The sequence below is a fragment of the Streptomyces sp. NPDC092952 genome (assembly GCF_044754785.1).
GTDB lineage: Bacteria > Actinomycetota > Actinomycetes > Streptomycetales > Streptomycetaceae > Streptomyces.
In genome coordinates this window covers 42,429-65,817 of the sequence record NZ_JBIVPT010000026.1, presented here as the reverse complement: position 1 = coordinate 65,817, position 23,389 = coordinate 42,429, and the positions used below count along the sequence as shown (strand labels likewise).

Sequence of the window (23,389 nt, the reverse complement as noted above, 5' to 3'; positions counted from 1 at the left end):
GCCGGGGGCGTCTGCCGGCCCGGGGTGGTCACCTGGACCGGGGCGGTCACCGCTCCACCTCCTTGGGGAGGGAGTCGAGGTACGACTCGAAGGCCGCGATGTCCACGCCGTCCTGGAAGACCGCGTCGAAACCGGCCCGGATGAGGGCCTTCGCCCCTTCCTCCCCGTTTCCGGACACGCCGAGCTTGCCCCCGATGACCGCGGGCAGGCCGGTGAGCTCCCAGCGCGACCGGATGGCCCCGATGAGCGGCTCGGCGTCGTGGAAGCCGTGTCCGTTGACGCTGCTGACGACCAGCAGGTCGGGCTGGAGCTTGCAGCAGGACTCGACGATCTCGTCCTCGGGAACACAGGAGCCCAGATTGACGACCTTGTGCCCGAGGTCTTCGATCAGCAATTGGATGTAGATGAGATTCCAGGTGTGCGAGTCGGACTGGAGCCCGGTGACAACAACGTCCAGCGGCCCGGATCGATGAGGAGCCGCACATTCCGCAGGATTCATTGTTCGCTTCGTCCACATCATTGGATGACAGGGGGGAAAGAGGTCCGGGACGAGCCCGTAACTTCCTTTCGGCCACCACCGTAGATTCGCCGCGAGGGCGATTCCGGCGCCCCCGGCGGCAACTGGGCGGCAGCAGAGCAGCAGTTGACCGAATGCCTGGTGCCGGGGTGTCGGCGGACGGTGAGACTGGCCGTACTGCACCAGCAGACCGAGCGCGCGGCACACCGCCGGCGGAAGACCGAGGAGTCACGACATGAAAGAGACCGGCCACAGCGCCCCCGCGGCGGACGTGCTCGCGGACGTCCTGGCGGAGGTGAGGGAACGGGTCGACCGGCGCGAGGCGCTCGGGGAGGCCCAGGTCGCGGTGCTCGAAGCCGCGGTGAACATCGTCCGTGCAGGCCAGCACGGTGCCGGGGTGATGCCGGTGGAGCGTTCGGAGCTGGTGCGCGAGGCGCTGGGCGCGGTGCGCGCGGCGACCGTCGCGACGGGTGTGGCGCTCACCCACACCCGTCGGGAGTCCCGGGTGGCCGCCTGACCGTACGGCCGGTGGTGCCGCCGATCTGCCCGTTCCACTGCCCGGCGGACCGGCCCGAGCCTTCTACCGTTTCACTGAGCGAAACACTCAGGCGCACCCGATGAGATCACTTTTCAACGTCGCCCAACCGAGGTGGAAATCATGGCAACCAATCCGTTCGAGGACCCTCAGGGCCGCTATGTCGTGCTGGCCAACGAAGAGGGACAGTATTCGCTGTGGCCGGCCCGGATTCAGCAGCCGGCGGGCTGGGAGCTGGTGAAGGAGGAGGCCGGAAAGCAGGAGTGCGGCGAATTCATCGAGGCCAACTGGACCGATATGCGACCGCGTTCGGTGGTCGCGGCTATGGGTGGCTGATTCCGGGGCCGCCCGTCCGGGGAAAGGACGGGTGCGAGGCACGAAAACCGTGCCCCGCACCCGTCCTTTCCCTTTCCCGGTTCCCTTTCCCGGTCGCCCGGGCGCACGGTCAACCGGTCGCACGGTCAACCGGTCGCACGGCCGCACGGAGCGGCCGGCCCCGGAGCACGCGCGGGCTCCCGGCGGACAGGGGTGACCTCTGTCCACCGGGAGCCCGTGGCTGTGTGCGGTGCGGTGTGCGGTGCGGACGTTCCCTCGGCGGTCAGTCCTGGACGCCGACCACGCACCACTCCAGGACCGCGGCGGCGGCGGTCATCTTGTGGTGGGCCTGCCGCCAGGCCCTGCTGGCCGGGCCGTCGAGCACCTCGTCGGTGACCTCCTGGCCGCGCACGGCTGGCAGGTCGTGGAGGAAGACGGTGCGCGGACCGGAGAAGCGGTCGAGGAACGCGCGGTCGATCCGGAAGCCCTCGAAGTCCTTGAGCCAGTCCGGGTTCTCCTTCTCCACGCCCATGGTCTGCCACCGGCTGGTGTACACGGCGTCCACCGGCCCCTCGACGGCGTCGGCCGTCACGACCTGGCTCACCAGGGCCTTGCCGCCGCTGAGTTCGGCCGCCAGGTCCAAAGTCTCCTTGGGCACCTCGTAGCCGCGCGGGCAGAGCAGGGTGAGACGCAGCCCGGGGGTGAGGGCCGCGGCGAGCGCGAGGGCCGCGCCGGAGCTGTTGCCCTCGCCGACGGCGAGCAGATGCAGTCCGTCGAGCGAGCCGAACTCCTCGGTCAGGGTGGCGAGGTCGGCGATCGCCTGGGTCGGGTGCTCGTCCAGGGTCAGGGCGTTGACGACGGCCAGGTCCTCGCTGCCGGCGAGCCGGCGGATCTCCTCGACGTCCCCGTTGGTCCGCACGACCAGCGCGTCCAGGTACTGGCCCAGGACCCGGGCGGTGTCCTCGACGGTCTCGCCGGTGCTGAGCTGGAGCTCGTTCGGGCCGAAGGTGATCACGTCGGCGCCCAGGCGGGTCGCCGCGGTCCAGAAGGAGGTCCGGGTCCGGGTCGAGGACTTGCGGAAGTACGTTCCGACCTGGCGTCCGGCCAGCGGCTTCGGGACGATGCCGTCCCGGCCGAACGTGACCGCGCGCCGCACCAGGTGGTCCAGCTCGGCGGGCGTGAGGTCGGCGAGGGAGATCAGGTTGCGCATGGGTGGGGTGCCTTTCGGTACGACGGGGCGGGCAGAAGTGGTGACGGGAAAGGGGAAGCGGGGTTCCGTGGCCGGCACGGGCGGCCCCTATTCGGCGGGTACGGCGACCAGCTCGGCGGAGTCCGCCGTCGGCTCCGCGTCGAGCACCGCGCGGACCAGGTTGAGCACGGTGAAACCGACCGGTTCGCCCGCGGCGGTGGGAAGCCGGCGGATCAGACCGCGGACCAGCAGGGCGTGCACGTCACGGGCGGTCCTGGCCAGTGAGGTGCCGCGGCGCCGCGCCGCGCCGTCCACCGTCCACGGGTCCTCCAGCTCCGCCAGGGCGCGCAGCAGCTCGGCGGCCTGCGGGTCGAGCCCGGTCACGGCCGCGGTGAGCCGCTCCCCCAGGGTCGGTCCGGAGCCGGGGGCGGCGGGGGTGACCCCGTCGAGCAGGATCAGCGGGCTGGTGCGGGCGATGTCCAGGAGCTGCCGCGGGGAGTAGAGGAGCAGCCAGGAGGCGGCGGCCTCCAGGGCCTGGGGCATGCCGTCCAGGGCGCGGCAGATGTGGGCCACGGTGGTGACGACGGAGTCGGTGGGCAGGAAGTCCGGCCGCATGTAACTGACGTGGGAGAGGGTCAGCTCGACGGCGTGCCGGTCCGCGACGAGCGATCCGCCCGGAGTTTCGGCGGCGAGATCGGCGGCGGTCGGTACCGCGAGCGGGGCCAGCGGGAGCAGTCGCCCGCCGGGCAGCTGGACGGGCCGGTCGGTGGTCGTGAGTATTTTCAGGCGTTCGCAGACCCGCAGCAGACTCAGCAGCCGAGAAGTGACAGATGGTGACACATCGTAACCATCCAGTACGATCAGCGTGTCCTTCGACCCGATGAGTGCGGCCAGTTCCTCAAATTCTCCACCGTTTCGAACGAGTGCGCGGACCCATCCCGTCACGGTCGCCTGCGGATTAGCGACGGCTCCGTCGGCACGTTCCGCATCGTCGGCCGGATCGACCCAGAGAACCGGAACCCCGTACTGGGTATGCATCACCGAGGCGGCTTCCTGGGCGAGCCGCGACTTTCCCACTCCCGGCAGACCCACCAGGGTGAGCAGCCGCTCGTGATCGGCGCGGAGCCGGGCGGTCAGCGCGTCCAGTTCCGCGCGCCGCCCGATCAGCGGGCGCAGCGGAGGGGGCGGGGTGGCGAGGCCGGTCCCGTAGATGTCCTGGAAGACTCGACCTGCGGACTTCGTATCCACGGCGAGTTCGAGTTCGACGCGCCGCGCGTCGCTGAGCCGCATGGCGCCGGCAAGCAGCTTCAGCGTCTCCCTGCGCGGGTGCTGGACCTTGCCGAGTTCCAGATCCCGAATGGCGCGCACACTCACGGTGGAAAGACCGGCGAGCTGTTCCTGGGTGAGTCCCGCCCGCTTGCGCGCATTCTGCAGCAGAACGTCGAGCCCGGGTGCGGGCTGGGAATTCATCATTGTCTCCTCGGTCTCCACGTACTCAGAAATCGCAATGTCCAGCTACCCGACCATTCAGGACTGTCCGGAACGCACGGTCCTGAACGGGATCTTTCCGGTCCGCTCACGCTCCGTGCGCTCGGTACCTTCCGTGGCAGTGAAAGCTTGCTGCCGATGAACAGATTCCATCGAGCCATTCCCGAACTCTTCCCGGTGCGGTACCGCCAGTTCCCTCGGCAGCGGATACGATCGCTTCGCGCTGGTGGAGCGCTGCGGCTGCACAAAACTGAGGGGGGCGGAAGCGTGTCAACTGCAGAGGAGTTTCGGCTGCGCTTCAACATCCTTGGCCCGATCGAGGGCTGGTCCAACGGCGAGCGGCTCCGGCTGGGCGGAGTCATTCAGGAGCGAGTTCTGGCCACTTTGTTGTTGGAGCCCGGGAAGGTGCTCCCCGTTTCCCGTCTGGTAGAGGCCGCCTGGGACGAGGACCCGCCGACCACCGCCTCCCATCAAGTGCGCAAGGCCGTAGCGGACCTCCGAAGACGAATACCCGGGGGCGCCGAAGTCCTGGTGACCGACGGCCCCGGCTACCGCGTCGACGAGGAGCAATGCGAAATCGACGTGGCCGAATTTGGCCTGCTCATACGCAATGCGAAGCTGGCCGCGTCCGACGGCCGGGCGGCCGAGGCCGCGGAAATGCTGCGGGGTGCCCTGGAGCTGTGGCGCGGACCGGTCCTCGGCGGCGGAGGCGGTCCGGTCATCGAGCGGGCCTCCACCTCCTTCGAGGAACGCCGGATGACGGCCGCGGAGCAGCGCTTCGACCTCCGTCTCGCCCTGGGCGACGCCGCCGAACTGGTCGTGGAACTGCGGGAGCTGGCCGAGCGGCACCCTCTGCGCGAGTCCCTGCGCGGCCAGTTGATGCTCGCCCTGTACCGCTCCGGGCGGCAGGCCGAGGCCCTGGACGAGTACGGGAAGGTACGCGAACTCCTCGCCGACGAGCTGGGAATCGACCCCGGCCCGCACCTCACCAAGCTGTACGAGGGCATTCTGCGGGAGAGCCCGGAACTGGCCGGCCCCGAGCCCGCCCCCGTCACCGCTCCCGTCATGGCCGTGGCCCTGCCCGCCGAGCCCCCCAGCACCCTGCCCTACGACCTCGCGGACTTCACCGGCCGCGACCAGGAACTGGCCGAGATCCTCGACGGCGCCAAGCGCGGCAGCGAGCAGGGCCCCCTCGTCGTGGCCATCGACGGCATGGGCGGCTGCGGCAAGACCTCCCTAGCGGTGCGGGCGGCCCACCGGCTCGCCCCGGACTACCCGGACGGCCAGCTCCATCTCGACCTGCGCGGACACACACCGGGCGACCAGCCGGTGACCGCGGGCATCGCACTCGACACCCTGCTGCGGGCGGTCGGCGTACCGGGCCAGCTCATCCCCGACGACGTGCCCGCCCGCACCGCACTGTGGCGGTCCACCCTGCTCGGCAAGAGGATGCTGATCCTCTTCGACAACGCGGCCGACGCCGCAGCCATCCACCCCTTGCTGCCGCTCTCCCCCGGCTCTCTGGTCATGGTCACCAGCCGGGCCCGGCTGGTCGACCTGGACGGCGCGCAGTGGATCTCCATCGGGGAGATGTCGCCGGAGGACAGCGCGATGCTGGTGGCCGAGACGCTCGGGACCCGGCGCGTCGCCGCCGAGCCCGAGGCCGCCGCGGAACTGGCGCGGCTCTGCGGTCATCTCCCGCTGGCCCTGCGGATCGCCACCGCCCGGCTGCGCAACCGCCCGCGCTGGACCCTGCAGTACCTGGCGGAGCGCCTGCGCGACGAGACCCGGCGGCTCGACGAGCTCAGCTCCGGCGCCCGCAGCGTCTCCGCCACCCTGCGCCTGTCCTACCAGGCCCTGGACGAGGAGTGCCGCCACGCCTTCTCGACGCTGTCGCTGCACCCGGGCAACGAGATCGACGCGCACGCGGCCGGTGCGCTGCTCGGTGTCTCCGCCCGGGACGCGGAGGACCTGCTGGAGATGCTGCTCGACGTCCATCTGGTGCAGCAGCCGGAGATCGGTCTCTACACCTTCCACGACCTGGTCCGCAGCTTCGCGCAGAGCCTGTTCGCCGAAGCTCCCGAGGACTCCGACGCGGTGGAGCGGCTGCTCGGCTACTACCTGACCACCACCGAGGTGGCGTGCGACCTCCTGTACTCCGGTCGGCGCCGCCGCAGTACCGGGATCGATCCCTCCACCTCGGAACTGCCCGCCCTGGACACCCCGCAGCGGGCGCGGGCGTGGTTCCGCCGCGAGCAGGGCTCACTGCTCGCGGCCGTGACGCTCGCCGAGCGCCGGGGGCACGACCGTTATGTGGTGTGCCTGGCCCGCAACCTCGTCTTCCAGCTCAACGACCTCGGTCTCCTGGAGGAGTTCGGTGAGCTGAGCCGGGTCGCGGTCGCCGCCGCCGACCGGCTCCAGGACCTGTCGCTGCTCGGGGTGAGCCTGTCCAATCTGGGTGTCGCCTGCTGGAAGCTCGGGCGGCTCACCGAGGGGCTGGAGGCCGCCCGGCGGGGCCGGGACGTCGCGGTCGAGCTCGGTGACCTGTACACCCAGGCGCACAGCGAGAGCATCCTCGGCCAGTTCAACAGCCTGCTCGGCGACTTCCCCGCGGCCCTGGAGCACATGGAGACGGCGATCGCGCACGAGCGCGACCTGGACATGCCGCGCGCCGAGGCGGAGAGCCTGACCATCCTCAGCACCCTGTACGAACAGTGGGGCCGGTACGAGGAGGCCCGGGAGGCGGCCCGGCGCTCGGCCGATCTGAGCCGCCGGCTGGGCCAGCACGAGGGACTGCCCGGGGCCATCACCGACCTCGCCTTCGCCCATCTCGGACTGGGCGACCACGAGGAGGCCGACCGCTGCCTGACGGAGGCGCGCGCCCTGTACGGGGACGCCGGGAACGAGGCGAACCTCGCCCTGACCCTGGCCCTCTCCGCCGACGTGGAGCACCGGCTGGGGAAACCGGTCCGCGATCCGGACCAGGCGGAGCGGGCGCTCGACATGATGCGGACGAACTCCTCGCCCCTGCGCCGCGCCAAGGTGGAGAACGTGGTGGGCCGGCTGCGCCGCCGGCAGGGCGACACGGCGGCCGCCCTCGAACTGCACCGGCACGCCAACGATCTCGCCGCCTCCCTCGGCTACCGCGTCGAGCAGGCGTACGCCCTCACCGGCATGGCCGACGCCCTCGGGAACGACCCGGCCGCCGCCCGGTACCGGGAGGAGGCCGAGCAGATCTTCACCGAGCTGGGCGTACCCGCACAGCACCGCCGCCGCTGACGCCCGCCACCGCCCACCGGGACGTACCGGCCGGAGGGTGCACGGCGTACGGCGAGCAGAGAGCCCCCGCACCGTGACCGGTGCGGGGGCTCTCTGCGGGGGGGGGAGGGGAGGTCACATGACGGGGGACGTCGGGCCCTTGTCGTCATCCGTGCCCGTGGTACCGGTCAGGGTCGGGCCCTTGTCGTCATCCGTGCCCGTGGTGCCCGTCAGCGTCGGACCCTTGTCGTCATCCGTGCCCGTGGTACCCGTCAGCGTCGGACCCTTGTCGTCATCCGTACCCGTGGTACCCGTCAGCGTCGGACCCTTGTCGTCATCCGTGCCGAGGGTGCCGACGATGGTCGGGCCCTTGTCGTCGGCGAGCAGGTGGGTGGCGACGGTGGGACCCTTGTCGTCGTCGGTGCCCGTGGTCCCGATGACCGTGGGGCCCTTGTCGTCGGCGACAACCTGCTGCGCGTTCCCGAAGCCGTGCCCCGTCTCGACCGCGGTACCGATACCGAAGGCCAGCGTCGCGGCGACGATTCCGAAGATCCCAGCAAGCTTGCGTCCCATGGTCCCGCCCCTAAGTGGTGTTTGTGAGGTTTGCGGTGTTCCGCTTCCTGACACCACAGATGTTGCTGGCGGGCGTTCCCGGACCGTTCCCGCCCTGTTACCGCCGCCCCGAACTGCCTCGGGAACGGAACGGAAACGCCAGGTCGACACGGTGATCGCACATCTTCCGGCACGTTCCCGAACCGCCGCCCCAGGGGCGACGGCGGCGGTTCGGGAACGCTCCGCTAATCCGCGTAGAGCTGGCAGGCGGCGACCCGGGGGCCGAGCGGGGTGAACACCACACGTGTGCGCGCGGTTCCCGACTCGTGGCCGGCCAGATCGAGCAGCGATCTCACCAGGGAACGGAGCACCGCGCGCTGCGTCTCGTCCAGGACCGTCACGCCCGTGTCCGCCCCGGGCGGCCACTCCACGATCCCGGCCACCATGTGCATGCCGTTCTCGGTCCTGGTCTCCACACTCAACTGAGGTCCCTCCCAGGACTCCGAAGCGGCGTACGGGTGGGACAGGGTGCCGGACGCCACCCGCTCGGCCCACCGCTCGACGGTGGACAGGTCCTGGAGGGCCTGGCGCATTCCCTTCCCGTCGGGGGAACGATCCCTGGGGTCCTTCACGTGAGTACTCCTTCTGCAGACAGCTACACGGAGGACTCTTGCCGTCGGGACTCCCGATCCCCTCCCGATCCGTTCCCGTTCCCTTCCCGTTCGCTCGTTCGCCAAGGGAACGCAGCGGTAATCGGTCACCGCATGATGACCCCCGTTCGACTCAGACAGGGATCCGTGGGGATCCGCAACGGATGCGACATCCTGGGGGATTGAGGCGTGGCAACCAATCCGTTCGACGGCTCGGGCACGATGTGCCGAGTGCCGGTGCGCAAGGGAATCGATCCCTGATGGGCGCCCGGGCATCGAAGGACATTCCCGGTCGTTTCTCGGGGATGGGCCCCTTTCTGCTGGTCTGGTCCGGGCAGGCGGTGTCGCTGGCCGGCAGCGCCGCGGTCCGGTTCGCCTTCATCGTCGAGGTGTGGACCTCCGGCGGGAGCGCGACCTCCGTCACCCTGCTCTCCCTGTGCGCCATGCTGCCCCAGGCCGTGTTCAGCCCGTTCGCGGGCGCAATCGTCGACCGTATGACCAAACGCGGCGCGCTCCAGGTCGCCGACATCGGCGGACTGCTCGTCGTCGGCACACTGGCCGCGCTCCACTACCTCGACGCCTTCCACGCCTGGCAGGTCTACCCGGCCACGGTCCTGCTGGGCGTCTGCGCCGCCTTCCAGTTCCCGGCGCTCTCCTCGGCCGTTCCGCTCCTCGTCCGCAAGGACCAGCTGGACCGCACCAACGGCCTGCTGGCCGGGGCGAAGAGCGCCGCCGGCATCGGCGGTCCGGCACTCGGCGGACTGCTCGTCGCGCTCTTCGGGATCGGCCCCACCCTTCTGGTCGACGTGGCGAGTTACGCCTTCGCCCTCGTCGGCATCCGGATCGTGCGGTTCAACGGCGACCGGGTCCCCGAGAAGGACGCCGCCGCGCCGCGCCGCCGGATCACCGCCGACGCCGCCGAGGGGCTGCGCTACCTGTTCCGGGTGCCCGGCCTGCGCGAACTCATCATCAACTTCTGTGTGGTCAACCTGGTGATGGTCTTCGGCTTCGCGATCATCTCGCCGATGGTGCTCCTCCGTGCCGGGAACGGCGCGCTGGCCGCGGTCAACACCTCGGTCGGTGTCGGCGGGGTGGCCGGTGCGCTGCTCATGGCCGCCTGGGGCGGGCCCGCCAACCGGGGCCGGGGCATGATGCTCGGCATCGTCGGCATGTGCCTGTCCGCGCTGGTGGTGATGAGCATGGTGCGCGGCGTGCCCGGCTGGTGCGCGGCCATCCTGGTCGGCGCCCTGCTGATGACGGTGGTCAACGCCTCGATGCAGACCATCGTGCAGACCAAGGTCCCCCATGACTGGCAGGGCCGGGTCTTCGGCGCGGTGATGTTCCTGTCGCAGATCTCGGTACCGGTGGCCATGGCCGTCTCCGGGCCGCTCGCCGACCACGTCTTCGAACCGCTGGCCGCCCGGGACTCCGGACTGTTCGCCCTGATCGGGCCGCTCGTCGGCCACGGCCGGGGCAGCGGGATGGCGGCCATGCTGCTGCTCGCCGGGATCGGCGGGACCGCGGTTGCCCTGTGGGGGCTGGCCAGCCGCTCGATCAGAGACATCGACACCCTGCTGCCCGACCTCGACACCCCGCGGGAGCCGGCCAAGGACAGCGAGAACCTGGGAGGTGAGCGTGATGAGGTGCGTGCATGAACGGTTCGAGGAGCAGGCGGCCCGGACGCCCGGCGCGACCGCACTGATCCACGACGGCGAACGGATCGACTACGCCGGGCTCGACGAGCGGGCCGCCCGGCTGGCGGGCCTGCTGGCCGAGCGGGGCATCCGCCCCGGGGACACCGTCGGCGTCCACCTGGAGCGCTCCGTCGCCCTCGTCGTGACGGTGCTCGGCATCCTCAAGGCCGGTGCCTGCTACGTGATGCTGGACCCGGCCTTCCCCGCCGCCCGGCTGGCCGCGATGGCCGAGGACGCGGCGGCCGTCGCCGTCGTGACGACCCGCGCCGCCGCGTCCGGGGCGCCGGGGACGGACCTGGTGCACGTCGAGGACGCGGACGGGGCGCGGCCACTGCCGCGCGGCGCCGTCACCGTCCGGCCCGACGACCCCGCCTGCGTGATGTTCACCTCCGGCTCGACCGGGCGGCCCAAGGGCATCGCCTCCCCGCACCGGGCGGTCACCGCCACCCTCACCGGGCAGACCTTCGCCTCCTTCGGCCCCGGTGCGGTCTGGCTCCAGTGCGCGCCGCTGTCCTGGGACGCCTTCGCGCTGGAGCTGTGGGGGCCGCTGATGAGCGGCGGTACCTGCGTCCTGCACCCCGGGGCGCGGCCCGAGCCCTTCACGATGGCACGGCTCGTCGCCGAGCACGGCATCACCTCCCTGTACCTGTCCTCCTCCCTGTTCAACGTCGTCGTCGACGAGTACCCGCAGGTGCTGGACGGGCTGCGGGAACTGGTGGTGGGCGGCGAGGCGCTCTCCGCGCCGCACGCGGCCCGCGCCCTGGAGCGCGACCCTGAGCTGCGGCTGAGCAACGGCTACGGGCCCGTCGAGTGCATGGTTTTCCTGACCGTCCACCCGGTGACCCCCGCCGAACTGGGCGAGGGCCCGGTGCCGATCGGCCGCCCGCTGGCCGGGAAGCGGCTGTACGTCCTCGACGAGGAGCTGCGGCCGGCCCCCGACGGCCGGGCCGGTGAGATCTACGCCGCCGGGGAGGGCCTCGCCCTCGCGTACCGGGGGCGGCCCGCGCTGACCGCCGAGCGCTTCGTCGCCGCCCCGTCCGGTGAGCGGCTCTACCGCACCGGCGACCTCGGGCGGCTCCGCGCCGACGGCGTCCTCGAATACCTGGGCCGGGCCGACGGCCAGGTCAAGATCCGGGGCTTCCGGGTGGAGCCGGGCGAGGTCGAGAACGTGCTGGCCCGCCACCCCGACGTCGACCGGGCGGCCGTCGTCGCCCACGAACACCCCTCGGGCGACCGCCAGTTGACCGCGTACGTGGTACCGCGCGGCGGCGACCGGGAGCACTTCCGGGAGGACGTTCTGCGCGCCCACGCCCGCGAGGTGCTGGCCGAGTACCTGGTCCCGGCCGCCTTCGTGCCGCTGGACGCGCTGCCGCTGACACCGAGCGGCAAACTGGACCGGGCCGCCCTGCCGGAACCCTGGTCCCCGAAGGCCCCCGGTCCGGCCGGTCCCGTCGTCCGCCGCGGCTCCACCGCGGACGCACTGTGCACGCTCTTCTCCGAGGTGCTGGGCGCCGGGGCGGTCGGCCCGGACGACGACTTCTTCGCGCTCGGCGGCCACTCGCTGCTGGCCGCCCGGCTGCTGGGCCGGGTCCGTGGCGCGCTCGGCGCGGAGCTCGACATCCGGACCCTCTTCGAGGCGCCCACCCCGGCGCTGCTGGCCCCGCTCGTCGACACCGCTCCCCCGGTGTCCCCCGAGGACCCGGCCGCGGCCGGTGCGGTACCGGGGGCACTGCCGGTGTCGCCCGCGCAGCACCGGCTCTGGTTCCTGGACCGGATCGGGGCGGGCGCCGCGTACAACCTGCCGATGCTGGTGCGGCTGCGGGGGCCGGTCGACGCGGACGCCCTGGCCGGCGCGCTGGCCGATGTCGCCGGCCGCCACGACGTGCTGCGCACCCTCTTCGAGGAGTGCGGCGGCGCCCCCGTACGCCGGGTGCTGGACGGGGACGCCGCCCGGCCCCCGCTGCGGCGGATGCGGGTCCCCGGGGATTCGATGGACCGGGAGATCGAACGGGAGGCCCGCCACCACTTCGACCTCCGTACCGAACTCCCGGTACGGGCGACGCTGTTCACCGTCGACGAGCACCCCGAAACGCACGCGCTGCTGGTCCTGGTGCACCACATCGCCGGGGACGGCTGGTCACTGCGGCCGCTGTTCCGCGATCTGTCCCGCGCCTACCGGGCACGTGCCGGGGGCGGGACCTCCACCGGGCTCGAACCGCTCGACGTGCCGTACGCGGAACACGCCCGCCGCCAGCTGGCGCGGCTCGGCCCGGCGTCCGACCCGCACACCCTCGCCGCCCGCGAGCTCACCTACTGGCGCAAGGAGCTGGACGGGCTGCCGGCCGGCGGGCCGCTGCTGCCGCGCCGATCCGGACGCCCCGCCGTGCCCGGTCCCCGGGCGCGGGTCGTGGTGCACCGGCTCGACGCGGCGGCGCACGCCCGGGTGGTGGAGTCGGCGCGGGCCCGGGGCGCCACGCTCTTCATGGCGCTGCACGCCGCACTGGCCACGGCACTGCTGCGGGCGGGCGCGGACGAGGACCTGGCGATCGGCGCCCCGGTGGCCTCACGCGCCGGGGACGGCACCGTCGAGGACGCGGTCGGGTTCTTCGTCAACATGCTGGTGCTGCGCACCGATCTGTCCGGCGACCCCACCCCCGCCGAGCTGCTCGCCCGGGTGCGGGAGACGGACCTCGCCGCCTTCGGCCACCAGGACGTGCCGTTCGAGGACGTGGTCGGGGAGCTCAACCCGCCGCGCACCCCCGGGCGTCAGCCGTTCACCGACGTGGTGCTGGCGCTCCAGAACAACGCGCGGGCCGAGGTCGCCCTGCCCGGCGCCGAGCACGGTGTGGAGATCGTGCGCACGGGCGCCGCCCGGTTCGAACTCCTGGTGGACGTCACGGACTCCACGTCGGCGAGCGGCGAACCGGACGGGCTGACCCTGACGTTCGAGTACCGCGACGAGTCCCTGGAGGCGGCGTTCGTCCCCTGGCTCGCCCGGGCCCTGCCCGAGGCCCTGGAGGCCCAGGCGGCTTCCCCCGACACCCCGCTGTCCCGGCTGCCCCTCACCGGTCCGCCCCGGCGGGCCGGTGACGCCGACCGGATCGCGGTGCCGGACCGGCGCCGCACCCCCCTCGCCGCCGGACGGCCGATGACCGCGCTGGAGCAGGAGGTCGCCGCCGTCTGGTGCGAGGTGCTCGGGGTGCGGGGCGTGGGCCCGGACGACGACTTCTTCGCCCTCGGCGGCAACTCCCTGCGCGCGGTGCGGGCCGTGGCCCGGCTGGCCGCCGGACGGCCGGTGACCACGGCTCAGCTGTTCGCCGCGCCCACGGTCGCCGCCTTCGCCGCGGAGCTGGAACGGGCCACCGCCCAACCCGAGATCAGCACGGTGTCCCCCATCCCGCGCCGCCCCCGGGTGCCGCGCCGCGCACCGGCCCAGGACCGGACCCAGACGAGCAGGAAGCAGCAGGAGGAGTGGCAGTGGACCTCAGCGTGATGTTCTTCGGTGCCGACAGCACCACCGGCGCGGCCCGGCACACCGAGGCGTACGAGGACATCCTCGCCGTGGCCAGGACCGCCGACCGGCTCGGGTTCCACGCGCTGTGGACCCCCGAGCGCCACTTCCAGCAGGTGGGGCAGGTCTTCCCCAGCCCTCCGGTGCTCAGCGCGGCGCTGGCCGTCGCCACCGAGCGGATCGGCATCCGGGCCGGCAGCGTGGTCCTGCCGCTCCACCACCCGCTGCGGGTGGCGGAGGACTGGGCCGTCGTGGACAACCTGTCGCACGGCCGGGTGGGGCTCTCCGTCGCCACCGGCTGGCACTCCAGGGACTTCGCGATCGCCCCGGAGCGGTACGCGGACCGCCGCCGCACCGCCCTGGAGACGATCCCCCTGCTGCGCGCGCTGTGGGCGGGCGAGTCCGCCGAGTACCCCGACGGCACGGGCGCCCCGGTCTCCCTCGCGCCCCAGCCCCGGCCCGTCCAGGAGACCCTGCCGCTCTGGCTGACCACGTCCGGCAGCCCGGCGACCTGGGAGGCGGCCGGGCGGCTGCGCACCGGGGTCCTCGGCGCGACCGTCGGGCAGAGCCGGGAGGAGCTGGCCGACCGGATCGCCCGGTACCGGGCCGCCTGCGCCGCCGCCCCCGACCAGCGGGGCACCGACGCGCACGGACGGGTCACGCTGATGGCCCATACGTACGTCGGCACCGACGACGCCGAGGTCCGCCGGCTGGCGGGCGCCCCGCTGAAGAGCTACCTCGCCTCGTACGTCCGCCAGACCGCGGCCAACAAGGCGGCGGACAGCACCACCGCGGAGCTCAGCGAGGCGCAGACCGCGATGCTCACCGACTTCGCCTTCGAACGCTATCTGAACTGGGGAAGCCTGCTCGGCTCCCCCGGGCACTGCGCCAAGATGCTCGCCGATCTGGCCGAGCTGGGCGTCGACGAGGTCGCCTGCTTCATCGACTTCGGGATCGGACGTGACGACGTACTGGCCGGGCTGCACCGGTTGGCCGAGCTGAAAGAGAACCTGTGATGAGCGCCCCCACCGTTTCGCGCACCGTTCCGGTCGCGACGCCCCCGTCCCTGGCCGAGCGGTTCACCGCGCTCGGCAGGGAGCAGCGGATCCGTCTGATGCGCCGCATGCTGGACGCGGGCCGGGCCCGTGAGATACCCGCCGTGATACCGCCGCGCGACCCGGCGCGCCGGGTGCCGCTCAGTCCCGCCCAGCACGACCTGTGGGTGTACGACTCGCTCTATCCCGGCACCCCCGCCCTCAACCTGTGCGCCGCCTACCACTTCGACCGGCCCGTCGACCCCGCGCACCTGGCGGCGGCGCTGGGCCTGGTCCAGAGCCACCACGACATCCTGCGGACCCGGATCGTGACCGACGCCTCGGGCGAACTGCACATCGAGTTCCACGACGACGCGGACTTCGACCTGGAGCGGGAGGATCTGCGGGGCACCGGCCGCTCCATCGACGAGGCCTTCGAGACCTTCCGCAACCGCCCCTTCGACCTGGGCCGGGACAAGCTGGTCCGGGCCCGGTTCGTCCGGGTCGACGAGCGGCGCTCCACCCTGATGCTGAGCCTGCACCACACCATCAGCGACTGGTGGTCCTTCGATGTGCTGCAGAACGAGTTCGCGCTGGCCTACCGGGCGCTGCGCGACGGCCAGGAGCCGCCGCTGACCCGGCCCGCAGTGCAGTACGCCGACTTCTCGTCCTGGCAGAGCGAGCTGGCGGAGTCCGGGGTGTTCGCGAGCCGGCTCGACTTCTGGCGGCGCTACCTCGCCGACCCGCCCGGCCCGCTCACCGTGCCCGGCACCGGCTCCGCCGGCCCGTCCGGCGACGGCATCGCGCAGATCCCCTTCCACGTCGACGCGGAGACCACCGCGGCGGTGCGGGCGCTGGCCCGTGAGCGCGGCGCCTCCGTCTACGTCGTGCTGATGGCCGCGTTCGCGGTGCTGGCGCACCGGGTGAGCGGCGCCGACGACCTGGTGATCGGCACCCCCATCGCCAACCGGGCGGCCAAGGGGCTGGACCGGGTCATCGGATACGTCATGAACGCGGTGCCGACCCGCTGGAAGGTGGCCGGGGACCGGTCCTTCGCCGATCTGCTCGCCGGGTTCGCCGTCGACTTCCCGGACCTGATGGCCAACGCGGACATCCCGGTGGGCCGGATCGTGTCGGCCGCCGCGCCCGAGCGCAGCGCGGGCCGGGCCCCGCTCTACCAGTGGGTGTTCATGCACCTGACGCAGCAGCCGAGCGTCTCGGTGCTGAAGGAGTTCGCGGAGCCGGAGCGCATCCACACCGGTGGCGAGCACGACCTGGTCGGGGTGGTGAAGGACAGCGACGACGGCATGGAGGGCAGCTTCGGGCTGCGGACCGACGTGTTCACCCCGGAGACGGTGGCCCGCTGGACGGAGTGCTACGTCGAGCTGCTGCGCCGGATCACCGCCGACCCGGACGTGCTCATCGGCGATCTCGACCTGGTGCCCGCGGCGATGCGCGAGCGGCTGCTCGCCGACTCCGCCGGGCCCGCCGCGCCCGCCCCGCTCACGCTGCCCGGCCTGGTGGCCGCGCAGGCGGCCCGTACCCCGGACGCCCCGGCCCTGGAGGGACCGGAGCACACCCTGAGCTACGCGGAACTCGACGACCGGGTGGCCCGGCTGGCGGGCCGGCTGGCCGGGCTCGGCGCGGGCCCGGGGCGGATCGTGGCCCTGGCCCTGCCCCGGGGCAGCGACTGGCCGGTCGCGGCGCTGGCGGTGCAGCGTGCCGGGGCCGCCTGTCTGCCCGTCGACCCGGCCCACCCGGCCGAGCGGATCCGCCGGGTGCTGGCCGAGGCCGCGCCGGTCCTGGTGGTCACCGGGGCGGGCGCCGTCTCCCCCGTGGCCGGGCTGCCGGTCCTCGCGCTCGACGCGGACGCCTGGTCCGGCGAGCCGGCGGCGCCCGGCGGGCCGGCCCCGCACGACGCCGCGTACGTGATCCACACCTCGGGCTCCACCGGTGTCCCGAAGGGCGTGGTGGTCACGCATGCCGGGGTGGCCGGGCTCACCCGGAGCCTGCTGGACCGGGTCGGACCGGCCGGTGACAGCCGGGTGCTCCAGCTCGGTCCGCCCTCCTTCGACATCTCCGTCGGCGAACTGTGCCTGGCCTTCGGCTCGGGCGGCACGCTGGTGCTGCCGGAGCCGGGCCCGCTGGTGGGCGAGGAGCTCGGCGCGGTCCTGACGGGGCGGCGGATCTCCTGCGCGTTCGTCCCGCCGTCCGTGCTGGCGACCGTACCGGCCGGACCGTATCCGGAGCTGCGCGCGGTCCTGGTCGGTGCGGAGGCCTGCCCGCCCGAGCTGGTGGCCCGCTGGGCCGCGGACGGGCGGCGGTTCCACAACGCCTACGGGCCGACCGAGACGACCGTCGTGACCACCGTCTCCGGTCCGCTGGCCGCCGACGGCACGGCGCCGCCCATCGGCACCCCGGTCGCGGGCACCACCGCCTACCTCCTGGACGACTCGCTCCGCCCGGTCCCGGCCGGGGCGGGCGGCGAGCTGTACCTGGCGGGCCCCGGGCTGGCCCGGGGGTATCTGGGGCGCCCGGCGCTGACCGCCGAGCGGTTCGTCGCCGACCCGTACGGCCCGCCCGGCAGCCGCATGTACCGCACCGGTGACCTCGCCCACCGCGACGCCACCGGGACGGCGTACTACCTGGGGCGCGGCGACGAGCAGGTGAAGCTGCGCGGTCTGCGGATCGAGCCGGGCGAGATCGCCGCCGCGCTCGTGGAACACCCCGACGTGGAGCGGGCGGTGGCCGTGGTCCGGCAGGACCGGGGCGAGAGCGCGCGGCTGGTCGCGTACGTGGTGCCCGCGCGGGGAGCCCGCGTCGACGAGGACGCGCTGCTGCTGCACGCCTCGGAACGGCTGCCCGCGGCGATGGTGCCGGCCGTCGTGGTGCTGCTGGACGCGCTGCCGCTGTCCCCGCACGGCAAGATCGACCGGGCGGCCCTGCCCGCGCCCGCCGTCCGGGCCGCCGGCACGGTCCGGCTCCCCGGATCGGCGCGCGAGGAGGTCCTGTGCGGGCTCTTCGCGGAGCTGCTGGGGCTCGGACAGGCCGGTGCGGACGACGACTTCTTCCGGCTCGGCGGGGACAGCATCATGGCGATCCAGCTCGCCGCGCGGGCCCGGAGCGCCGGTCTGGTGATCTCCCCGCACGACGTGTTCACCGTACGCACCCCGGCCCGGCTGGCCGTGCTGGCCCGTACGCCCGACAGCGGGGACGGGGACGGGGAACCGGTGGACACCGGGACCGGGCGGCTGCCGCTGACCCCGATCATGCACTGGTGGCTCGAACAGACCCGGGACACCTCGGCGTTCACCCAGTCCATGCTCTTCCCGCTGCCGTCCGGCACCGGCCTCGCGGCGATCCGGGAGGCGCTGGCCGCGCTGATCGGGCGGCACGCCGCGCTGCGGATACGCCTGGTGCGCGGCGAGGACGGCGGCCGGGAGCTGGAGGTTCCCGAGGAGGACGCACCCGGTGAGCCGCCGGCCGTCCGGCTGCCCGTGGACGCGGACACGGACCTCCACGCGCGGGCCACGGAGCTGGCCCGGACGACGACGCTGCGGCCCGAGCGGGGCGAGATGGTACGGGCGGTGTGGCTCGACCCGGGCCCCGGCCGCCCCGGCGCCCTGCTGCTGGTCGTCCACCACCTGGCCGTGGACGGCTTCTCCTGGCGGGTGATCGGGGAGGAGCTGGCCGCCTCGCTCGCGGGCAGCGGCGACGACACCGTACCGGCGAGGAGCACCTCGTTCACCCGGTGGTCCCGGCTGCTGTCCCGCGAGGCGGCGCTGCGGACAAGCGAACTGCCTTGGTGGACACGGCAGTTGGCGGACGGATCGGACCGGCTGGCCGAGGGCGGGACGGTCGGCGGACAGCGGCGGACCCTCACCTTCACCCTCGATCCGGCCCTCAGCCACCAGGTGCTCTCCACCCTCCCGGCCGCCTTCAACTGCCGCCCCGACGCGGTGATGCTGACCGCGCTGGCCTCGGCGGCCGTCCGGCGCCGGGGCACCGGATCGGCGCTCGCCGTCCATCTGGAGGGCCACGGCCGGGAGGCCGTCTCCGCCCGGGTGGACATCTCCGGCACCCTGGGCTGGTTCACCACCCAGTACCCCGTGCGGCTGGACCTCGGCGCCGCGTCGGTGACCCCGGACGGACAGCCCGGCGAGGCGCTGAAGAACGTCAAGGAGCAGCTGCGGGCGGTGCCCGGCGGCGGGCTCGGCTGGGGTCTGCTGCGCTACCTCTCCCCCGAGTACGGCCCGACACTCGCCGCGCTTCCTGCGCCGGACGTCCGCTTCAACTACCTGGGGCGGTTCGACGCGGAGGGCACTGCGGGCGGGCGGCTGCTCGAATCCGGCCCGGGCGCCGTACCACTGGCGCACGCCCTGGAGGTGGACGTACTGGCCCGCGAGGAGAACGGCGAGCCGGTGGTGGAGGCGAGCTTCTCCTGCCCGGAGGGCGTGTTCACCGAGGCCGGGATCCGGGAGCTGGCCGGGGCGTGGACGGAGGCGCTCGGGGTGCTCGCGGACCACTGCGCGCCGGACGGCGGGGCCGTGCACAGCCCGTCCGACTTCCCGCTCGTCGACCTCACCGGCGACCAGCTCGAACTGCTCGGCCAGGAAATGGACTTCGACGGCCTGGACGACCTCGATGCCTTCGACGACTCCGACGACGGGGAGGGACGGCGATGAACGCGCGCATCGCGGACGTGCTGCCGCTCTCCCCGCTCCAGGAGGGGCTGCTCTTCCAGTCGGCCCGGGAGAGCGAGGGCCCCGACCCCTATCTGGTGCAGGCCCGGTTCCGGGCCGGTCCCTCGGTCACGGCGGCGGCGGCCCGGAGGGCGCTCACCGCGCTCCTGGACCGGCACCCCAATCTGCGGGCCTGCTTCCGCCACGAGCGTCTGGACCGGCCGGTCCAGGTCGTGCCGAAGGCGGCCCGGGTGCCGTGGACCGAGGTCGACCTGACTGAGCTGGGGCCGGACGCGGTGCGGGCGCGTACCGAGGAGGTGCTGCGCGAGGACGCGGCGCTCCGCTTCGACCTGGCCCGCCCCCCGCTGGTCCGGGCCACGTTCCTGCACCGGGCGGACGGCGCCGAGCTGGTCGTCTCCTTCCACCACATCCTGCTGGACGGCTGGTCGCTGGGGGTCGTCGAACGCGATCTGGCCGCGCTGGTGGCGGGCGCCCCGCTGCCGCCGGCCGCTCCCTACCGGGACTACCTGGTGTGGCTGGGCGGTCAGGACCGGCGGAAGGCCGAGGCCGCGTGGAGCGAGTCGCTGGCCGGCCTGGAGCACCCCGCGCTGCTGGCCCCGTCCGGACCGGGGACGGATTGCGACCAGGACCGGCGGTGGCTCCCCGCCGCGCTCACCGCGGCGCTGGTGCGGCGGGCCGCCGACACCGGCGTCACCCTCAACACCCTGGTGCAGGTCGCCTGGGCGCTGGTGCTGTCCCGGCTGACCGGCTCGCGCGACCTGGTCTTCGGCGCGGTCGTCTCCGGACGCCCGCACGATCTGCCCGGTGTCGAGTCCATGGTGGGCCTGTTCATCAACACCCTGCCGGTACGCGTACGGCTGCGGGACGGCGAGGAGGTCGGGGAGCTCCTCCGCCGCGTCCAGGACGAGCAGTCCCGGCTGCTGGAGCACCACCACGCGCGCACCGCCGAGGTGCAGCGCGCGGTCGGCGCCGGTGAACTCTTCGACTCGGTCGTCGCCTTCGAGAACTTCCCGCGCAACGAGCCCGCCGACGGTGCGGCCCCCGCCCTCCGCCTGGTGAAGGCGGCGGACGCCACGCACTACCCGGTCACGGTCGCGGCGGTCGCCGAGGAGCGGCTGCTGCTGTCGGTGAGCTGCCGCGGGGGGCTCGGGGCCTCCGGCATCGGTGCCCGCCTGGCGTGGGTGCTGGAGCAGCTCGCCGGTGCGGACCGGACGGCGGTGGACGACATCGCCGTACTGCCCCCGGCGGAGCTGGACCGGCTGCTGGCGCTGGCCGGCGGCCCGGTCCGGGAGCCCGCCGCACCGGCCTCCCTCGCCGGGGCGTTCGCCGCCCGGGCGGCCCGTACCCCCGACGCCCCGGCCGTGGACGAGGACGGCGAGGTGCTGAGCTACGCGGAGGCCGACGCGGCCTCGGACCGGCTGGCCGCCCGGCTCGTCCGGGCGGGCGTGGCCCCGGGGCGGACCGTGGCCCTGCTGCTGCCCCGCTCCGCCCGGCTGGTCGTGGCGCAGCTCGCGGTCCTCAAGGCGGGGGCCTGCTGGCTCCCGCTCGACCCGGCGCAGCCGCCGGCGCGGCTGGCCCGGCTGATGGCCGCCGCCGCGCCCGCCCTGGTCCTCGTCGCCGGGCCGGACCCGGCCGCCGGCCGGCTGCCCGCCGGCACCCCGGTACTGGACGTCGCCGAGGAGGGCGGGGACGCGCCCTTCACCGCCGTCCCCGTCCCGCCCGACGCCGCCGCGTGCGTGCTGTACACCTCGGGTTCCACCGGGGAGCCCAAGGGGGTGGTGGTCCCGCAGCGGGCCGTCGCCGAACTCGCCGCGGACGGCCGCTTCGCGGGCGGCGCCCACGCCCGGGTGCTGCTGCACAACCCGTACACCTTCGACGCCTCGACGTACGAGGTGTGGGTGCCGCTGCTGACCGGCGGGACGGTGGTCGTCGCCCCGGCCGAGGCGGTGACCGCCGAGCTGGTGGAGCGGATGGTCCGGGAACGGGGCGTCACCGCGCTGATGCTCACCCCCGAACTGCTGCGCACCGTCGCGGAGATCGCGCCCGGGGCGCTGTCCGGGCTGCGCGAGGTGTGGTCCGGCGGCGACGTCCTCGCCCCGGACACCGTGCGCCGGATCCGCGAGCACTGCCCGGACACCGTCGTCGTCAACGGCTACGGCCCCACCGAGACGACCGTGTTCGCCGCCGCGCACACCGCCGCCGCGCCGGCGTCGGCGGACCGGCCGGGCCCCGTCCCGGTCGGGCGGCCCCTGGACAACACCCGCGCCCGGGTGCTCGACGGGCGGCTGCGCCCGGTTCCCGAGGGCGGAACCGGCGAACTGTACCTGGGCGGCAGCGGCCTGGCCCTGGGCTACCTGGGCCGGCCGGCCGCCACCGCGGAACGGTTCGTCGCCGACCCGTACGGGCCGCCGGGCAGCCGGATGTACCGCACGGGCGACCTGGCGCGCTGGACGGCGGACGGGCTCCTGGAGTTCGCGGGCCGCGCCGACGACCAGGTCAAAGTGCGCGGCTTCCGGGTGGAGCCCGCCGAGGTCGAGGCCGTGCTGGCGGGCTGCCCCGGGGTGGCCCGGGCGGTGGTCGGTGCCCGGCGGGACGCGGCGGGCGGCAAGCTGCTGGCCGCCTGGCTGGTGCCTGCCGGGCCCGCGGACCGGGCGGAGCCCTGGGAGCGGATGCGCGACCGGGCGCGGGCCCACGCCGCGCAGCGGCTGCCCGCCCATCTGGTGCCCTCGCTGTGGACCCGGATCGACGAGGTGCCGCTCACCCGGCACGGCAAGGCCGACCGGGCCGCGCTGCCCGATCCCGTCCCCCACGGGGAGCCGACGGCCCGGCGGGAGCCGGCCACGGAGCGGGAACGGGAGCTGTGCGCCGTCTTCGGCACGGTGCTCGGCGTCCCCTCGGTCGGCCCCGACACCGACTTCTTCCGGGCGGGCGGCCATTCGCTGACCGCCCTGCGGCTGAAGTCGAAGATCGAGACGGTGCTCGGGGTACGGCTGCCGGTCTCCGCCCTGTTCGACGCGCCGACCCCGGCCGCGCTCGCCGCCCTCCTCGAAGCGGGCTCCGCCACCGCGCGCCCCGCGCCCCGGACACCGCTGCGGCGGGCCGCGGGCCGTGCGTCGCGCGCCCCGGACGCCGCCCGGCCGCACCACAACAGCCTGGACCCGGTCCTGACCCTGCGGACCGGTGGCCGCCGCACCCCGCTGATCTGCGTGCACCCGGGCCTCGGCCTGAGCTGGTCGTACATGAACCTGCTGCCGCACCTGGACCCGGAGCGTCCGGTGCACACCCTGCAGAGCCCGGCCCTCCTCTCGGGCACGGACCGGCTCCCGGCCACGCTGCACGAGATGGCCGACCAGTACCTGCACAGCGTGCGGGCGCTCCGGCCGAAGGGCCCGTACCTGCTGGCCGGCCGGTCCTTCGGCGGCCCCCTCGCCTACGAACTGGCGGTGCGGCTGCGCCGGGCGGGCGAGGAGGTCGCGATGCTCGCCGTGGTGGACTCGATGCCGATGCCCGAGGAGAGCCGGGGCACCGTACCGGACCCGGCCGCCGTCGAGGAAGAGATGCTGCGCATCCTGCACCACTCGCACGCACCGCGACTGCCGCTGCCGGACGGGCCGCTGACCCGGGACGCCCTGTTCGCCGCGTCCGGTCCGGGCGCCTTCGACGGGCTGACCACCGAGCAGTTGCACACCCTGGTCGAGATCGGGGCGCACCACACCCGGCTGCTCCGCGCGTGGCGGCCGTCCGGCTACGACGGCACGGTGACGCTCTTCTCCGCGACCCATGACGCATGGCCGACCACGGCCGAGAAGACCGGGGCATGGCAGCGCGTGACCGCCGCGCTCGACGTGCACGAACTGGACTGCGGTCACAGCGACGTACTCACTCCGGGCCCGGCGGCCGTGGTCGCCTCGGTCCTCGAATCCGCCCTCCGAGGGGACTGAAC

The 23,389-nt window shown here is 73.8% G+C and carries 13 protein-coding genes; 8 read left to right on the top strand and 5 right to left on the bottom strand.

Going from position 1 to position 23,389, the window contains the following annotated elements; all coding sequences use genetic code 11:
- Positions 1-46: 46 nt before the first annotated feature.
- Entirely contained in the window at positions 47-499 is a 453-nt protein-coding gene (locus tag ACIQGQ_RS33905) for a cobalamin B12-binding domain-containing protein (protein ID WP_402403466.1), read from the bottom strand.
- Positions 500-752: 253 nt separating this feature from the next.
- Between ACIQGQ_RS33905 and ACIQGQ_RS33900 the strand changes: the two genes are divergently transcribed.
- Positions 753-1,034, top strand: coding sequence for a hypothetical protein (locus ACIQGQ_RS33900; protein ID WP_402403463.1), 282 nt, complete (start codon positions 753-755; stop codon positions 1,032-1,034).
- 141 nt (positions 1,035-1,175) lie between these two features.
- Positions 1,176-1,388: an MbtH family NRPS accessory protein gene (locus ACIQGQ_RS33895; RefSeq protein ID WP_352280784.1), complete on the top strand. Its 213-nt coding sequence runs from the start codon at positions 1,176-1,178 to the stop codon at positions 1,386-1,388.
- Positions 1,389-1,650: 262 nt separating this feature from the next.
- Here ACIQGQ_RS33895 and ACIQGQ_RS33890 read toward each other — a convergent pair whose 3' ends face one another.
- Positions 1,651-2,577 (bottom strand): ornithine carbamoyltransferase, encoded by a 927-nt coding sequence (locus tag ACIQGQ_RS33890; RefSeq protein WP_402403460.1) that lies wholly within the window; start codon positions 2,575-2,577, stop codon positions 1,651-1,653.
- 87 nt (positions 2,578-2,664) lie between these two features.
- Positions 2,665-4,026 (bottom strand): helix-turn-helix domain-containing protein, encoded by a 1,362-nt coding sequence (locus ACIQGQ_RS33885; protein ID WP_402403457.1) that lies wholly within the window; start codon positions 4,024-4,026, stop codon positions 2,665-2,667.
- Between the two features lie 285 nt (positions 4,027-4,311).
- On the opposite strand from ACIQGQ_RS33885, the gene ACIQGQ_RS33880 reads away from it, so the two are divergent.
- Positions 4,312-7,323, top strand: coding sequence for a BTAD domain-containing putative transcriptional regulator (locus ACIQGQ_RS33880; RefSeq protein WP_402403454.1), 3,012 nt, complete (start codon positions 4,312-4,314; stop codon positions 7,321-7,323).
- A 114-nt stretch (positions 7,324-7,437) separates the two neighbouring features.
- On the opposite strand, the gene ACIQGQ_RS33875 is transcribed toward ACIQGQ_RS33880, so the two are convergent.
- Complete coding sequence (locus ACIQGQ_RS33875; RefSeq protein ID WP_366299317.1) at positions 7,438-7,875, bottom strand: hypothetical protein; 438 nt, start codon at positions 7,873-7,875, stop codon at positions 7,438-7,440.
- A gap of 224 nt (positions 7,876-8,099) precedes the next feature.
- Positions 8,100-8,486, bottom strand: a complete 387-nt coding sequence (locus ACIQGQ_RS33870; protein ID WP_402403451.1) for a hypothetical protein — start codon at positions 8,484-8,486, stop codon at positions 8,100-8,102.
- Positions 8,487-8,809: 323 nt separating this feature from the next.
- On the opposite strand from ACIQGQ_RS33870, the gene ACIQGQ_RS33865 reads away from it, so the two are divergent.
- The 5 genes from ACIQGQ_RS33865 to ACIQGQ_RS33845 are packed head-to-tail and all read left to right on the top strand — an operon-like array spanning position 8,810 to position 23,387.
- On the top strand, positions 8,810-10,159 hold the full coding sequence (locus tag ACIQGQ_RS33865) for an MFS transporter (protein ID WP_402403449.1): 1,350 nt from the start codon (positions 8,810-8,812) through the stop codon (positions 10,157-10,159).
- Positions 10,143-13,691 carry an amino acid adenylation domain-containing protein gene (locus ACIQGQ_RS33860; protein WP_402403446.1) on the top strand — a complete coding sequence of 1,183 codons (3,549 nt, stop codon included), beginning with the start codon at positions 10,143-10,145 and terminating at the stop codon, positions 13,689-13,691. Before ACIQGQ_RS33865 ends, ACIQGQ_RS33860 begins: the two co-directional genes overlap by 17 nt.
- Complete coding sequence (locus ACIQGQ_RS33855) at positions 13,676-14,725, top strand: MupA/Atu3671 family FMN-dependent luciferase-like monooxygenase (protein ID WP_402403443.1); 1,050 nt, start codon at positions 13,676-13,678, stop codon at positions 14,723-14,725. The genes ACIQGQ_RS33860 and ACIQGQ_RS33855 overlap by 16 nt, the downstream gene beginning before the upstream one ends.
- Positions 14,725-19,428 (top strand): amino acid adenylation domain-containing protein, encoded by a 4,704-nt coding sequence (locus tag ACIQGQ_RS33850; RefSeq protein WP_402403440.1) that lies wholly within the window; start codon positions 14,725-14,727, stop codon positions 19,426-19,428. Before ACIQGQ_RS33855 ends, ACIQGQ_RS33850 begins: the two co-directional genes overlap by 1 nt.
- Positions 19,425-23,387, top strand: coding sequence for an amino acid adenylation domain-containing protein (locus ACIQGQ_RS33845; protein WP_402403437.1), 3,963 nt, complete (start codon positions 19,425-19,427; stop codon positions 23,385-23,387). Before ACIQGQ_RS33850 ends, ACIQGQ_RS33845 begins: the two co-directional genes overlap by 4 nt.
- Positions 23,388-23,389: the final 2 nt, after the last annotated feature.